At 70.1% G+C, this 13,232-nt stretch carries 15 protein-coding genes; 8 read left to right on the top strand and 7 right to left on the bottom strand.

The window, feature by feature from the left end; genetic code table 11:
• Window positions 1-507: aldehyde ferredoxin oxidoreductase N-terminal domain-containing protein (locus EXE45_RS04430; RefSeq protein ID WP_274595465.1), on the bottom strand; the 507-nt coding region annotated here is incomplete at its 3' end.
• A 139-nt stretch (window positions 508-646) separates the two neighbouring features.
• On the opposite strand from EXE45_RS04430, the gene yqeC reads away from it, so the two are divergent.
• Entirely contained in the window at window positions 647-1,378 is a 732-nt protein-coding gene (yqeC, locus tag EXE45_RS04425; RefSeq protein ID WP_137693643.1) for a selenium cofactor biosynthesis protein YqeC, read from the top strand.
• 31 nt (window positions 1,379-1,409) lie between these two features.
• On the opposite strand, the gene EXE45_RS04420 is transcribed toward yqeC, so the two are convergent.
• Window positions 1,410-2,036, bottom strand: coding sequence for a hypothetical protein (locus tag EXE45_RS04420; RefSeq protein WP_092920411.1), 627 nt, complete (start codon window positions 2,034-2,036; stop codon window positions 1,410-1,412).
• A 90-nt stretch (window positions 2,037-2,126) separates the two neighbouring features.
• Here EXE45_RS04420 and EXE45_RS04415 point away from each other — a divergent pair, with 90 nt between their 5' ends.
• The gene (locus tag EXE45_RS04415) at window positions 2,127-3,248 is read left to right on the top strand and encodes a GTP-binding protein (protein WP_137693642.1); all 1,122 of its coding nucleotides are present in this window, start codon (window positions 2,127-2,129) and stop codon (window positions 3,246-3,248) included.
• Here the strand turns inward: EXE45_RS04415 and EXE45_RS20305 are convergent.
• The gene (locus EXE45_RS20305; RefSeq protein ID WP_167603309.1) at window positions 3,245-3,397 is read right to left on the bottom strand and encodes a hypothetical protein; all 153 of its coding nucleotides are present in this window, start codon (window positions 3,395-3,397) and stop codon (window positions 3,245-3,247) included. The two genes, EXE45_RS04415 and EXE45_RS20305, sit on opposite strands and share 4 nt — an antisense overlap.
• A 142-nt stretch (window positions 3,398-3,539) precedes the next feature.
• On the opposite strand from EXE45_RS20305, the gene EXE45_RS20300 reads away from it, so the two are divergent.
• Window positions 3,540-3,707, top strand: coding sequence for a hypothetical protein (locus EXE45_RS20300; RefSeq protein WP_167603307.1), 168 nt, complete (start codon window positions 3,540-3,542; stop codon window positions 3,705-3,707).
• A gap of 51 nt (window positions 3,708-3,758) precedes the next feature.
• Here the strand turns inward: EXE45_RS20300 and EXE45_RS04410 are convergent, their stop codons facing one another.
• Window positions 3,759-4,928 carry a glutathione-independent formaldehyde dehydrogenase gene (locus EXE45_RS04410; RefSeq protein WP_092920408.1) on the bottom strand — a complete coding sequence of 390 codons (1,170 nt, stop codon included), beginning with the start codon at window positions 4,926-4,928 and terminating at the stop codon, window positions 3,759-3,761.
• A 211-nt stretch (window positions 4,929-5,139) separates the two neighbouring features.
• Here EXE45_RS04410 and fdhF point away from each other — a divergent pair, with 211 nt between their 5' ends.
• A complete protein-coding gene (fdhF, locus tag EXE45_RS04405; protein ID WP_137693641.1) occupies window positions 5,140-7,284 on the top strand; it encodes a formate dehydrogenase subunit alpha in 2,145 nt (714 codons plus the stop codon).
• Between the two features lie 15 nt (window positions 7,285-7,299).
• On the opposite strand, the gene EXE45_RS04400 is transcribed toward fdhF, so the two are convergent.
• Window positions 7,300-7,767: a hypothetical protein gene (locus EXE45_RS04400; protein WP_092920406.1), complete on the bottom strand. Its 468-nt coding sequence runs from the start codon at window positions 7,765-7,767 to the stop codon at window positions 7,300-7,302.
• Window positions 7,768-7,896: 129 nt separating this feature from the next.
• On the opposite strand from EXE45_RS04400, the gene EXE45_RS04395 reads away from it, so the two are divergent.
• Complete coding sequence (locus EXE45_RS04395) at window positions 7,897-8,214, top strand: DUF5785 family protein (protein ID WP_092920405.1); 318 nt, start codon at window positions 7,897-7,899, stop codon at window positions 8,212-8,214.
• Between the two features lie 58 nt (window positions 8,215-8,272).
• Here the strand turns inward: EXE45_RS04395 and arsN2 are convergent, their stop codons facing one another.
• Window positions 8,273-8,716: an arsenic resistance N-acetyltransferase ArsN2 gene (gene arsN2 / locus EXE45_RS04390; RefSeq protein WP_092920404.1), complete on the bottom strand. Its 444-nt coding sequence runs from the start codon at window positions 8,714-8,716 to the stop codon at window positions 8,273-8,275.
• 152 nt (window positions 8,717-8,868) lie between these two features.
• Between arsN2 and EXE45_RS04385 the strand changes: the two genes are divergently transcribed.
• Together EXE45_RS04385 and EXE45_RS04380 are read left to right on the top strand one after the other, a co-directional pair.
• Window positions 8,869-9,987, top strand: a complete 1,119-nt coding sequence (locus tag EXE45_RS04385; RefSeq protein ID WP_092920403.1) for a DUF1611 domain-containing protein — start codon at window positions 8,869-8,871, stop codon at window positions 9,985-9,987.
• Complete coding sequence (locus tag EXE45_RS04380; protein WP_092920402.1) at window positions 9,984-11,030, top strand: dipeptide epimerase; 1,047 nt, start codon at window positions 9,984-9,986, stop codon at window positions 11,028-11,030. The genes EXE45_RS04385 and EXE45_RS04380 overlap by 4 nt, the downstream gene beginning before the upstream one ends.
• 63 nt (window positions 11,031-11,093) lie before the next feature.
• Here EXE45_RS04380 and EXE45_RS04375 read toward each other — a convergent pair whose 3' ends face one another.
• Complete coding sequence (locus tag EXE45_RS04375; protein WP_092920401.1) at window positions 11,094-11,993, bottom strand: PspA/IM30 family protein; 900 nt, start codon at window positions 11,991-11,993, stop codon at window positions 11,094-11,096.
• Between the two features lie 148 nt (window positions 11,994-12,141).
• Here EXE45_RS04375 and EXE45_RS04370 point away from each other — a divergent pair, with 148 nt between their 5' ends.
• Window positions 12,142-13,113, top strand: coding sequence for a sugar phosphate isomerase/epimerase (locus EXE45_RS04370; RefSeq protein WP_092920400.1), 972 nt, complete (start codon window positions 12,142-12,144; stop codon window positions 13,111-13,113).
• Window positions 13,114-13,232 lie beyond the last annotated feature (119 nt).

Below are 13,232 nucleotides of genomic sequence, written 5' to 3'. Positions count from 1 at the left end.
CTGGCGAGCACGCCGAGCACCGACGAGTTCCTCCAGGTGTCGAAGATCGCCGGCGGCCGGGAACCGTTCGGCCGTCTCGGCGGCGTCGTCGCCCCAGGCGTCGCTCGCCTCGATCCGGGCGCGGCCGTCCTCGACCTCGATCCGGACCGGTCGGTCGGCCGCGCCCGTCACGAGCAGCCCGAGGCAGTCGTCCAGCGACCCCGCGAGGCGGTCGGCGAACTCGCCGCCCGCGTACGAGTCGAGGAAGCCGCCGGTGAGCGGCGACTTGGTCACCGCGGCGTAGCGCGTCTCGCCCGGGAGGTAGCCCGCGAGCGGGCCGACGAGGAAGCAGAGGAGATTCTCCGGACCCGTCGGCTCCGTCCCCGGCGGCAGCTCCTCGTAGAGGTAGCGCGCCCCGATCCCCTTCCCGCCGACGTAGTCGCGCCGCCGGTCCCGCGGGACGCGCTCGCGGGCCGTCTCGCCCGCCGAGAGGTCGACGCGGAGGACGTGGGTGCGGCGGCGACTCATTTGGAGGCCCTGCGCGGCGAGGACGTATCAATCTGTTCGCCGGGGGGGTCGGCCCCCGCGTCGGCTCCGAGCGCAGTTGGGCCCGCGGAGCGCGTCACCGACCGCCAGAGTGAGGGACGCGGCGCCCGAACGCGGCGGCATGGACTTGACGACCGCGCTCGACGCCCGCGACGCGACCCTCTGCGTCGTCGGCGCGGGCGGCAAGAAGTCGACGCTGTTCGCGCTCGCGGACCGACTCGACCGGTCGGTGGTGACGGCGAGCGTCCGAATACCGATCTTCGACGACCGGGTCGCGACGGTGCGCGTGACCGAGGACCCGATAGGAGCGATCGAGGACGCCGACGCCGGCGACTGGCCGCTCGGGCTCGTCCCCGAGCGCGACCGGTCGGACCGGTACCTCGGGTACGACGTGGACGTAGTCGCCGATATCGCCGACGCCGCGCCGGGCGCGACGCTCGTGAAGGCGGACGGGGCGCGCCTCCGGGAGTTCAAGACACCGAGCGAGCGCGAGCCGCAGATCCCGCGGAACGCGGACGTCGTCGTCCCGGTCGCGAGCGCGCACGTCGTCGGGGAGCCGCTCACCGAGGAGCGCGTCCACCGGCCGGAGGCGGTCGCCGCGATCACCGGCCGGGAGATCGGCGACGAGCTCACCCCCGCCGACGTGGCGACGGTCCTCGCGAGTCCCGCCGGCGGGCTGAAGGACGTCCCCGGCGACGCGACCGCGATCCCGGTCGTGAACAAGGTCGACGACGAGGCGGACGCGACCGCGGCCCGAGCGGTCGCGCGGGAAATACTCTACCGCGCGAACGTGCCGCGCGTCGTCCTCACGCGGCTCGTCTCCGACGACCCGGTCGTCGAGGTCGTGGAGTGAGTAGTTCCGTGCGGCCGGCGAACGGATCTCTTCACGCGTCCGCGTCAGGCAACTGCTCGTACGACACCCACAGCGCCCGGTACAGCGTCCACGCGTCGACGCCCGTGCGTTCCATCACGGCCCGGCAGGCGTCGTCGAACCGCCGGTAGTCGGCGGCCGACGGCGGCTCCGGGTAGGAGGCGTCGAGCTCGCCCGCCGCGGCGAGCACCGCCCACGTCCGGCGGTCGACCGCGACGAACCGCTCGGGGGCGAGGAACTGGCAGAACCCCGACGCGACCGCGACGTCGACCCCGTCGAGCGCGGTGAGCGCGTCGAGGGCGGCGTCTGCCTCCGCCGCGTCGCCCCTCTCCGCCGCGTCGGCCCCCTCGTTCTCTCCGACACCGAGCGCGTCGACGGCGGCGTCGATGGCGTCGATCACGTCGCCGAAGTCGTTGTCGCGGAACGCCTCCTCCCGCTCGCGCCGCTCGCGGTCGGGGTACTCGCCGAGGTAGCGCCGGAAGTACCACCGGACGATCCACTGGGCGTCCCGGCGGCCGTACTCGTCGCCGGCGAACGTCTCCGGGACCGTCTCGACGTGCTGTCGCTCCACGTCGTATAACGGCTCCCGCTCCGCGTACGTCCGGGCGCGGTCCCGGACGGTCGATTCGCTCAGGTCCATCGCCTCGTGGTACGTCGGTGAGACGGATGAACGTTCGTGCCAATCATCCCGATCGATCGTTTCATATCGGTGTGGGCATTGACACCACACATGTCAGACGACCGGATCCCGGTCACCGTCCTCAGCGGCTACCTCGGTGCCGGGAAGACGACGCTCGTGAACCACCTGCTCTCGAACCCGGGCGACAGACGGATCGCCGTCATCCTGAACGACATGGGCGAGGTGAACGTCGACGCCGAGAAGATCGCCCGCGAGAACGACGAGGAGGGCGTCGTGGACCTCTCGAACGGCTGTATCTGCTGCCGGCTCCAGGACGACCTGCTGAGCGAGGCCGCGGCGCTCGCGGAGTCGCGCGAGTTCGACTACCTCCTCGTCGAGTCGTCGGGCATCTCGGAGCCGGTACCGATCGCCCGGGCGTTCACCGAGGGGACCGAGGACAGCGACGTCGACCCCCGCGAGCGGTTCCGGCTGGACACGATGGTGACCGTCCTCGACGCCTACGGCTTCTGGAAGGAGTTCGACGCGGGCGAGAGCCTCCCCGGCGGGGCGGAGCCGGAGACGGACCGCCCGCTCGCGGACGTGCTCGTCGAGGGGATCGAGTTCTGCGACGTGCTCCTCGTGAACAAGACCGACATGGTGCCCGACGACGTGCTCGACCGGATCGAGGCGGTCGCGGAGCGGCTGGGCCCGAGGGCGAAGCGGATCCGGACCACCTACTCCGCGGTCGACCCCGGCGAGGTGCTCGACACCGGCCGGTTCGACTTCGAGTCGGCGAAGGGGTCGGCGGGGTGGAAGCGCGCCATCGCCGACGAGGAGGCGGGCGGTCACGACGACGGCGGAGAGGGCCACGATCACGCGCATCCGGAGGGTGCGGCCGCCGCGCACGGCGTCGGCTCGTTCGTCTACCGGTCGAGCGAGCCGCTCGACCCGGAGGCCCTCGCGGCGTGGCTCGACGACTGGGACGGGTCGATCGTCCGCGCGAAGGGCGTGGTCCGGGTGGCGGGCACCGACGAGGTGATCGGCGTGAGCCAGGCCGGCCCGTCGGTCCAGGCCGGACCGATCGGCGAGTGGGGGCCCGACGACGACCGCCGGACGCGGCTGGTGTTCATCGGCGAGGACCTCGACGAGTCGGGGATCCGCGAGGAGCTGGCCGGACTCGTCGCGGGCGACGCCGAGACGACGGCGGACCCGGACGCGGTGTTCCCGATCTAGATCCCCAGCTCGCTCCGGAGGTCGTCCCACTCGTCGTGGAAGCCGTGGGTCGACTCCGTCTCCGCGCCGACCGCCGACTGGTACGTCTCGTCGTACTTCAGCAGCTCCCCCCACCCGTCGTGGAAGGCCCAGTTGCAGTACTTACACATGGGCGTGACCACGCGCCGGAATGACATACCCGTTTCGGCGGCCCGGACGGGAGGGCGACTCCCCTGCTCCGCCGACACGCTCAAGCGTGGCGGGCGTTTACACCAGTCAGACGCGGGCCGACCCGGGTCGACGGAGCAACAGATGCCGACTTACAGACGCGGCGGGTACGTTCGGGGCGACGACGACGGCGTGGAGCGTGAGTGCGACCTCTGCGACTGGCACTGCGTGGCCGACACGTACCCGGCGCTCGTCCGGGAGTACCAGACGCACCTCCGGAGCGACCACCCGAAGGCGTGGCTCAGGGCGTGAGCGCGGGCGAAAAAAGCGCGGAGTTCGAAGCGGCGGCGCGACGCGGCGGTCTCAAGGCTCTAACAGGACCTTCGTGACGCCCTCCTCGCGGGCGTCGAACGCCTCGTACATCTCGGGGGCCTCCTCGAGGTCGACCCGGTGGGAGACGACCCAGCTCGGGTCCGCGCGCCCCTCGATGATCATGTCGCGCAGGTACCGGTTGTACTCCTTGACGTTACACTGGCCGGTGCCGCACTTGAGCCCCTTCTCGAAGAACTTCCCGAAGTCGATGCCGAGGCGGCCCTGTGCGGCCATGTCGTCGGGTGCGCCCGGGTCCTCGGGGACGTACAGGCCGGGGATGCCGAGCTCGCCGGTCGGCCGGACCACCCGGATCAGGTTGTTGATCACGACCGCCGGGTTCTCCTTGGCCGGCTGGTAGGAGTAGTCCTCCGTCTCGGTGTCGACGTCGTCCGGATCGGTCGCCTGGTAACCGACCGCGTCGACGCCCTTGTCGACCATCCCGCCGTGCTCCTCGATGATCTGGTCGACCGGGTCGCCCTCGGAGAAGTCGATGGCGTGGGCGTCGCAGTGCTCCTCCGCGAGCTCAAGTCGGCTCGGCACCTGGTCGACGACGTAAATTTCGGCCGCGCCCTTGATTTTCGCGCTGTAGGCGGCCATCAGCCCGACCGGTCCCGCGCCGAAGATGGCGACGGACTCGCCGGACTCGAGGTTCGCCAGCTCGGTGCCGTGCCAGCCGGTCGGGAAGATGTCCGCGAGCAGCGAGAACGCGTCCTCGTGCTCGCGGCCCTCGGGCAGCTTCAGGGCGTTGTGGTCGGCGTACGGGACGCGCAGCTTCTCGGCCTGTCCGCCGGGGTACGGCCCCATGGCGACGTAGCCGTACGCGCCGCCCGCGAAGCCGGGGTTGACGTTGGTACAGAAGCCCGTGTACCCCTCCTCGCAGTTCTGGCAGAAGCCGCAGGAGACGTTGAACGGCATGACGACGCGGTCTCCCTCCTCTAACGTCGATACCGCCTCGCCGACCTCGCTGACGATCCCCATGTTCTCGTGGCCGAAGATGATCCCCTCCTCGGCCGCGGTCCGTCCCTCGTACATGTGGAGGTCGGAGCCGCAGATACAGGACGTGGTGATGTCGACGACGACGTCGTTCGGGTGTTCTATCTCCGGTTCGTCTACCTCCTCGACGGCCACATCGTAGGGGCCTTGGTACACAACTGCTCTCATGTTGTTGCGATTGTAACGTGTTAACAATACATAGTAAATGTTTTTCCATTATATTTTACCATTAATAACTCGGTTCGTTTCGCTATTAACAAATATTGCGAGACGGGGTCGGGAGCCTCCCCGCGGCTCCGCTCGTGTGAATCCACCGATACACTCATGGACGCTGACGATCGATCGTGTGGTATGAACGCGCACGGAGGCGGTGAGACAGATGTCCAGTGAGCCGGACGACGCGACCAAAACGATCTGCCCGTACTGCGGCGTCGGCTGCGGGATCCGCGTGCTGGAGGGCGACGAGCCGGGCGAGATGCGCTTTATGCCGTGGGCCGACGCGCCGGTGAACGAGGGGAGCGTCTGCATCAAGGGCGGGGCGGCGACGCAGGTCGTCGACCACGAGGACCGACTGACCGAGCCGCTGATCAAGGACGGCGGCGAGTTCCGCGAGGCGACGTGGGAGGAGGCGCTCGACCGCGTCGTCGACGAGATGGAGGGAATTCGCGAGGAGCACGGGCCGGACGGGATGGGATTCTTCGGCTCCTCGAAGACGTTCAACGAGGAGAACTACCTGATCCAGAAGCTGGCGCGCCGATACGGCACGAACCAGGTGGACAACTGTACGCGGATGTGTCACGCGTCGACGGTGTGGGCGCTGCGCACCAGCCTCGGGATGGGCGCGATGACGAACAGCATGGCCGACCTGGAGGACTCCGCGGACGTGCTGTGGATCCAGGGCGCAAACCCCGGCGAGCAGCACCCGATCGCCAACAGCCAGTACTTCCGGCAGGCCGTCTTAGAGGGCGCGACCGTCATCCAGGTCGACCCGCACGCGAACAAGACCACCCGGTCGTTCGAGATCGACGACACCGACCGGCACATGCACCTCCAGCTGAAGCCCGGCACCGACATTCCGCTCCTGAACATCGTCCTCAAGACGATCCTCGAGCGCCACGAGGAAGAGCCGGACGCGGGCTGGATCGACGAGGCGTTCGTCGAAGCGCGCACGAAGGGGTTCGACCACCTGAAGGAGACGCTCGCGGACTTCGACAAGGAGGCGGCCGCCGAGGAGTGCGGCGTGCCGCTGGCGGACATCGAGCTCGCCGCCGAGAAGTACGCGATGGCGAACGACGCGGCCATCTTCACCGGGATGGGGATGAGCCAGCACACCTGCGGCGTCGACAACGTCCAGAACGAGATCAACCTCGCGCTGATCACGGGGAACCTCGGTCGCCCGGGGACCGGCGTCAACCCCCTGCGCGGGCAGAACAACGTCCAGGGCACCTGCGACGTGGGCGCGATGCCGAACGTTCTCCCGGGGTACCAGCTCGTCGACGACGACGAGGCGCGCGAGTCCGTCGAGGACGTGTGGGGGTTCGAGATCCCCTCGGAGCCCGGGCTGACGAACGTCGAGATCTCCCACGCGATCGGCGACACCGTCCACGGGCTCTACGTCATGGGCGAGAACCCGATCATGAGCGAGCCCGACGGCAACGAGACGGAGCGCCGGTTCCGCGAGGAGCTCGACTTCATGGTGGTCCAGGACATCTTCATGACCGAGACCGCCGAGCTCGCGGACGTGGTCCTCCCGGCGACGACGTGGGCCGAGCGCGACGGCACGGTCACCAACACCGACCGCCGCGTCCAGCGCATGCGCGGCGTCCACAAGGTCCACGAGAACACGCGTCACGACCTCGACATCCTCTGTGAGGTGGGGACGCGCCTGTTCGACGGCGACGAGTTCGCGTTCGACGGCCCCGAGGACGTGTTCGAGGAGCTGCGCGAGGTGTGCCCGATCATGCACGGGATGACCTACGACGCGCTCGGGGAGACGGGGCTCCACTGGCCCTGCTACGAGGAGGGCGACGAGGGCGACCCGTTCCTCTACGAGGACGAGTTCGAGACCGAGGACGGCCTCGGCCGCATCGAGGGCGTCGTCCACCAGGAGCCGAAGGAGGTCCCCGACGAGGAGTACCCGCTGGTGTTGACCACGGCGCGGCTCGAGGAACACTACAACACCGGGACGATGAGCCGCCGTTCGCCCACGCTCTCGAACCAGCACCCGGAGAACTTCGTCGACGTCCACCCGAACGACGCCGAGCGGTACGGGATCGAGGACGGCGACTACGTCAACCTCAAGTCCCGGCGCGGGGAGATCACCGTCCGCGCCGACGTCACCGAGGACATCAAGGAGGGCGTGGTCTGGACCACGCCGCACTTCGCGGCCGCCTCCGCGAACCGCCTCACCAACGACGTGCTCGACGAGCGCTCGAAGATCCCCGAGTACAAGGCCGCTTCGGCCGAGATCGAGGTCGACATCGAGGCCGCGGGCGACGACTCGCCGGCATCGGCGGACGACTGAGCGACGTCGGCTTTTTTATACCCGTTCTTCCAGCACCGTCTCGTCTTCGTGCCGGACGACGACGCGCTCCGGGACGGGCGCCTCGAGGAACGCGACCGCGACCGAGTACGGGTGAGGTTCGGCGACGTCCGAGCAGCGGTCAACGTCCGAGTCGGGGTCGTCCTCGGAGACGATCCGGAGGCGGAGGGTCCCGTCGTCGAGCGCCGCCTCGAACGGCGTGACTCGATAGCAACGCCGGGGGCTGTCGAGGAGCGATCCCGCCACGACCAGCCGCGGCGGATCTTCGTCGAGGCGTCGACGCAGCTCTGCGACGTCGTTCCCCCCGGACTCGGTGACGTCGAGGTCGCCGTCGTACTCGCGTCGAAAGGTCAGTTCAGCGCCGTCGATCGTCGTCGGATCGTCGGTCCACGGCGGGGTGGGACAGCCGGCCAGCGAAGCGGTCGAGACAGCGGCCGCGGACGCGAGGAGGGCTCTGCGGCGCATATTGCTGGCGACGCGGACTGGCGGGAAGTGTCTTGTGCGGTCGGGGGTGCGGTTGGGGCCCTCGCGGCGTGCGACCGGCGTCACCGCCGCATCCGAAACCACTATCCCCGATCCGGCGAATTCCACGGTATGGACTGGCCACACGACCCCGACGGCGAGCAGGGGAGCGAGGGCATGCGGCAGTACGGCCACGCCGTGCTCGCGAAGAAGATCGACGAGGAGGAGGACTTCCCGCTCACGGCGGCGGAGTACGTCGAGCAGTACGGCGACCACCCGATCCGGATCGACTTCGAGACGGTCGTCTCCGTCGAGGAGATCTTCGAGGGCGTCGAGCAGGAGGAGTTCGCGGACTTCGTCGAGTTCCACCAGGAGCTCGGCCGCGCGATGCGCGAGAACGGCTACTGGTTCTACGAGGGCGCCGACCAGTTCGTCGACGGCAGCGCCTGATCTCGTTCTGCGGTCGATCGACTTCTCACCCGTCGCGCGCTCGGTGACGGGCGCGAGCTCACAGTTCCGCCCATAGACAGACGGCCGTTGACGGGCACAGCCCCTCGAACTGTGAAGTCGCGCGGATTTCGGCCGGGATCTCCTCCCGCGGTATCTCTGCGTAGCCCCGGGCCGCGAAGAAGTCGGCAGCGGTCGTCGTGAGCAGGTACAGCGCGTCGACGCCGTCGGCGGTCGCCTCTGCTTCGAGCGCGTCGCAAAGCGCCGTCCCGTACCCTCGTCCGCGCTTCGGCTCCTCGACGGCAACCGACCGGAGCAGCCCGGAGCCGCCGCGCCGTTCGACGCCGCCGACGCCGATGCGCTCGGCGCCGTCGCGAGCGACGTAGAAGGCGCCGGGCGCGGTACGGACGTCCCGAGACGGCAGGCCGTTCGCTTCCAGCAGCTCCTCGACGTAGGCGAGCGAGCCGTCGTCGGCCGGGGCGAGCGTGAGTGACGGGTCGCTCATTTCGAACTGAACGGTGGGGCGGCACCCACTTCAGCCCTCGGCCGGCGGGGCCGGTCACGGGCCGGGGAGCGGCCGAACGGGGTCTCTCCCGCCGACCACGCAGAGCGACATCCCTCGACTCTTTTAAGAACTCCCGGGGCGAGCGACCCACCATGGACCACGAGCGGATCGCCGTCCTCGCCCACGAGAAGTTCCCGGACCGCGCGAAGACCGCGCTCGGCGTGCTGCGCTACGGCGACCAGGACGTCTTGGCCGTCCTCGACCGCGACCGCGCCGGCGACCGGGTGCGCGACCACGTCGCGGACGTCTCGGACGCGCCGATCGTCGAGTCGTTCGCGGACGCGCACGCTGCCGCCGACGGCGACCTCGACGCACTCTACATCGGGATCGCGCCCATCGGCGGCGGCTTCGACGAGTCGTGGCGCGGCGACGTCGAGGCCGCGATCGAGGCCGGCTGCGACGTGGTGAGCGGCCTCCACTACTTCCTGAACGAGGACGCGGAGCTGGCCGCGCTGGCCGACGAGCACGGCGTCGACCTCGTCGACGTGCGCGAACCCGACGACGACCTCACGGTCGCTTCCGGGGCGTCCGGCGACGTCGACGCCGACGTGGTGCTCACGGTCGGCACCGACTGCTCGGTCGGGAAGATGACCGCTTCGCTGGAGATCGTCTCGGCCGCCCGCGAGCGCGGGATCGACGCCGCGTTCGTCCCCACCGGCCAGACCGGGATCATGATCGCCGGCTGGGGGAACCCGATCGACCGCGTCGTCTCCGACTTCGCCGCGGGCGCGGTCGAGGACATGCTCCTCGAGGTCGGGGACGACCGCGACCTCCTCGTCGTCGAGGGACAGGGGAGCATCGTCCACCCCGCCTACTCGGCGGTCACCTGCGGCATCCTCCACGGGTCGATGGCCGACGGCCTCGTCCTCTGTCACGCCGCGGGCCGCGAGGCGATCCACGGGTACGAGTCGTTCGAGTTGCCGCCGCTCGCCGACTACGTCGACCTCTACGAGGACCTGGCGGCGCCCGTGCGCGAGGCGAGCGTCGTCGCCGGCGCGGTCAACACGAACGGCGTCGCGGACGACGAGGCGGCGGCCGAGGCGGTCGCGTCGTTCGCGGACGAGACCGGCGTGCCGGCGACCGACCCGGTGCGCCACGGCGCGGGCGACATCGTCGACGCCGTCGTCGAGGCGGGCCTCGGCGCGAACCCCGACGCGGGCGACGCCGCGGGCGGTGACCGAGCGACCGAGGGAGGGGGAACTGCCGAATGAGCCTCGAAACCGGATTCGAGCGGGTCTCGATGCCGCTCGAAGCGCCGTTCACCATCGCGCGCGGGACCCAGACCGAGGCGGAGAACGTGGTCGTCCGGGTGGCCGACGACGCGGGGACGACCGGAGTCGGCGGCGCGGCGCCGTCGGCCCACTACGGCGAGACGGCCGCCACCGTCGAAGCGGTGTTGCCGGCCCTCCTCGACGCGGTCGAGCGCGTCGGGGACCCCCACGCGCTCCACGCGATCGAGGCCGAGCTGCGAGCGGTCGTGAACGGCAACCCCGCCGCCCGCGCCGCCGTCTCGATCGCGGTCCACGACCTCGCGGCGAAGCGTCTCGGGGTCCCCCTCTACCGCCTGTGGGGGCTCGACCCGAGCGACGCCCCGATGACCTCATTCACGATCGGCCTCGACGAGACCGAGCGCGTGCGCGAGAAGGCGGCCGACGCCGTCGCGGCGGGCTACTCCGTGTTGAAAGTCAAGCTCGGCACCGACCGCGACCGGGAGCTGATCGACGCGGTCCGCGACGCCGCCCCCGACGCGCGGCTCCGCGTCGACGCCAACGAGGCGTGGACGCCGAAGGAGGCGGTCGAGAAGAGCGCGTGGCTCGCCGGCCGCGACGTGGAGTTCGTCGAACAGCCCGTCCCGGCCGAGAACCCCGAGGGGCTCCGGTACGTCTACGAGCGGTCGGCGCTGCCGATCGCCGCCGACGAGTCCTGCGTGACCGCCGCGGACGTGCCCGCGATCGCAGACCGCTGTGACATCGCGAACCTGAAGCTGATGAAGACCGGCGGCCTGCTGGAGGCGCGCCGGGTGATCGCCGCCGCGCGAGCGCACGGGCTGGCGGTGATGTGCGGCTGTATGATCGAGTCGAACGCCTCGATCGCGGCGGCCGCGCAGCTCGCGCCGCTCCTCGATTACGCCGACCTCGACGGCTCGCTGCTGCTCGCCGAGGACCCGTACGAGGGCGTCGACCTCGCGGACGGCGAGATCCGGCTCGCCGACCGGGACCGCGCGGGGACCGGCGCGCGCCCGGCGTCGGAGTGAGGGGTCGGAAGCGGGACCGACGGGAGGCGGGGACCGCGGGGACCGGGCCGCGACCGCGCTCGATCAGTTCCGCTGTTCGTCCGCGTCGGACTCCGACTCCTCTAACTCGACGTCGAGCTCCTCGTCGAGGTCGGTGCTCCCGGAGCTGCCGTCGCCGTCGAGGTCGGCCTCCAGGTCGTCGGCGTCGATCTCCGACTCGATGTCCTCCAGTTCGGCGTCGACGTCCTCGTCGCTGACGGCGGCGTCGCCGTCGTCGGCCGACTCGCCCTTGCCGAGCTCGCCCTTCAGCGTCTCCAGCTCGGCGTCGACCTCGCTGTCGGTCGAGAGGCCCTCCAGCTCGCGGTCGATGCTGTCCTTGTCCGAGAGCGCGTCCTCGAAGGCGCCGGAGTCCTCCAGCTCGTCCATCGCCTCCGAGCGCGCCTCCATCTCCTCGGTCCGCTCCTCGGCGCGCTCGATCGAGCGGCTCACGTCCTCCATCTCGTCGCCGACGCCGGTCATCGCCTCCGAGACGCGAGTGGACGCCTCGGCCGCCTCGTAGCGAGCCTTCATCGTCTCCTTCTTCGTGCGGAACTCCTCGATGCGGTTCTGGAGCTTGTTCTTCTTCTCGACGAGCTGCTCCTGCGTGTTGTTCAGCTCGGCGATCTGGCCCTCCAGCTCCTCGATCTGGGTCATCTTCGACTTCTTCTTTTCGAGGGCCTTCCGCGCGAGGTCGTCGCGGTCCTGCTGGACCGCCTCGCGGGCCTGGCGGTTGTGCTTCTCGACGTTCTCTTCGAGCTTGCGCTTCTGTATCTCCAGGCGCTTCTTCTGGGTCGTCAGGTCGGCGATCCCCTGTTTGACGTCCTGAAGCTCGTCGCGCATCTGTTCGTACGAGTAGTCGAGCGATTCGGTCGGGTCTTCCGCCCGGTTGAGGAGGGCGTTCACCTTCGAGCGGACGACGTAGGAGGCGCGCGAGAGGATTCCCATGCCACATCGTACGCGTTCCACCCGTTAAAACCTCATGCGGTTCGCGGCGGGCCGTCGCGGACCGTGGCCAGCGGGCACCGTCCGCGACGGCCGGGCGCCGCGCGACGCTCCCTGAAGATTTATTCGGCGGATCGACGTACCCCCGTGCATGGACATCGGCGTGCTAACGGTACCCCTGGGCGGCGAATCGATCGACGACGCGGCCGCGTACCTCGACGAGATCGGCGTCGACGCCGTCGAACTCGGCGTCGGGGGGTGGCCCGGCGAGGACCACGTCGGTCGCGAGACGCTCCTCGGCGAGGAGGCGGCCCGCGAGGAGTTGCGCGACCTGCTCGACGACCACGGGCTTCGGATCTCCGCGCTGGCGACGCACAACAACCCGCTCCATCCCGACGCGGAGCGAGCCGCGGAAGCCGACCGGGAGCTACGAGAGGCGGTCGAGTTGGCCGACCTGCTCGGCGTCGACACGGTGACCTGCTTTTCCGGGCTCCCGGCCGGCGCGCCCGGCGACTCGACGCCGAACTGGGTCACGGCGCCGTGGCCGACGGAACACGCCGACGCGCTCGACTACCAGTGGGACGAGGTCGCGGTTCCCTACTGGCGCGACCTGGCGGAGCACGCCGAGGGGCACGGCGTCGACGTCGCCGTCGAGATGCACCCGAACATGCTGGTGTACGAGCCGACCGGGCTGCTCGCGCTTCGGGAGGCCACGAACGAGCGGGTCGGCGCCAACTTCGACCCCTCGCACCTCTACTGGCAGGGGATCGACGTGACCGAGGCGATCCGGTTCCTGGGCCAGCGCGACGCGATCCACCATTTCCACGCCAAGGACACGAAGGTGTACGACGCGAACGCCCGCGTGAAGGGCGTCCTCGACACGACGGGCTACGCCGAGGAGGCCGACCGTTCGTGGCTGTTCCGCTCGATCGGGTACGGCCACGACGAGGCGCACTGGAAGGACGTCGTCTCGACGCTCCGGATGGTCGGCTACGAGGGCGCGCTGTCGATCGAACACGAGGACTCGCTCACCTCCTCGCGCGAGGGGTTAGAGAAGGCCGTCGACGTGCTGGAGCGGGCCGTCTTCGAGACGGAACCGGGCGAGGCCTACTGGGCGGAGTGAGGAGCGGACCCGAGAGCCGCGGCGCGTCTCTCGCTCGCGGGCCCCGGTCGCGGCGACGGCGCGAAACCGCAGCGATCCGGGTCGGGAACCACCCACACTCAAGGCCCGCTGCGGAGAAC

The organism is Halorubrum sp. SP9 (assembly GCF_005435015.1).
In the GTDB taxonomy this organism is placed as follows: domain Archaea; phylum Halobacteriota; class Halobacteria; order Halobacteriales; family Haloferacaceae; genus Halorubrum; species Halorubrum sodomense.
This window is presented reverse-complemented; position numbering and strand designations above follow the sequence as displayed.